This is a genomic window from Arthrobacter sp. Hiyo1, assembly GCF_001263615.2.
GTDB lineage: Bacteria > Actinomycetota > Actinomycetes > Actinomycetales > Micrococcaceae > Arthrobacter.
Genome location: NZ_DF952469.1, coordinates 896082 through 897017, shown reverse-complemented (window position 1 = coordinate 897017; position 936 = coordinate 896082). Strand labels below are relative to the sequence as shown.

At 63.9% G+C, this 936-nt stretch carries 2 protein-coding genes; both read left to right on the top strand.

The features are described 5' to 3' along the window. The first annotated feature begins 113 nt into the window (after positions 1 to 113). Positions 114 to 539 carry a flagellar hook assembly protein FlgD gene (locus AHiyo1_RS08410; RefSeq protein WP_059388250.1) on the top strand — a complete coding sequence of 142 codons (426 nt, stop codon included), beginning with the start codon at positions 114 to 116 and terminating at the stop codon, positions 537 to 539. A gap of 40 nt (positions 540 to 579) precedes the next feature. After that, a partial coding sequence (locus AHiyo1_RS08405) for a flagellar hook-basal body complex protein (RefSeq protein WP_113990597.1) occupies positions 580 to 936 on the top strand: 357 nt, incomplete at its 3' end.

Here is a 936-nt window from a genome sequence, read left to right as displayed (position 1 = left end):
CTTCCCACGGGGCAGCGACGGCGAGTCGCTCCGCCAGGCGCGGACCGCCGTCGTACTTCCCCGAAGCATTACCAGCAGCCTGGACATTCTCGTCTGATGAAGGAGAGCCAATAGTGACCATCCAAGCCATCGCGGCAAGCAGCGGAGTCCAGCCCGGAACCACCGCAGCCAAACCCGCGCAGACCATGGACTCGAGCATGTTCATGTCCCTCCTGGTGACTCAGCTGAAGAACCAGGACCCGAGCGCTCCCATGGACACCAACCAGATGATGAACCAGACCGTCCAGCTGTCCATGATGGAGAAAATGACGGAACTCACGGCGGACGCCAAAGAGAGTTTTTCGCTCCAGATGCGCAGTGCCGCGGCACAGATCATCGGGCACAACGTCAGCTATGCGCTCGCCGACGGGACAAAGGGCTCGGGCGTCGCGAGTTCGGTTTCCTTCGCGGCCGGAACCCCCACGGTAGCGGTCGGGGGAGTGAACGTTCCGCTTGATTCCATCAGCGGGATGACCGCCGCTGCCACGCCAACCGCCTGACGCTCCACACCCCTCGAACCACCCGAAGAAAGGCAACACCATGCTTCGTTCGCTGTACTCCGGAATCTCCGGCCTCCGTGCCCATCAGGCCATGCTGGACGTCACGGGAAACAACATCGCCAACGTGAACACGGCCGGCTTCAAGGCCTCCTCCACGCAGTTCCAGGACACGCTCTCCCAGATGACCCAGGGCGCCGGCGCCCCGCAAGCCGAGACCGGTGGCACCAACCCCGCCCAGATCGGCCTCGGGGTACGCGTGGCGGGAGTCAGCACCAACTTCAGCCAGGGTTCATCGCAGAACACCGGGCGGGCCACTGACATGATGATCTCCGGCGACGGGTTCTTCATCACCAGCAAGGCCGGACAGCAGCTCTACACCCGCGCGGGCGCCTTCGAC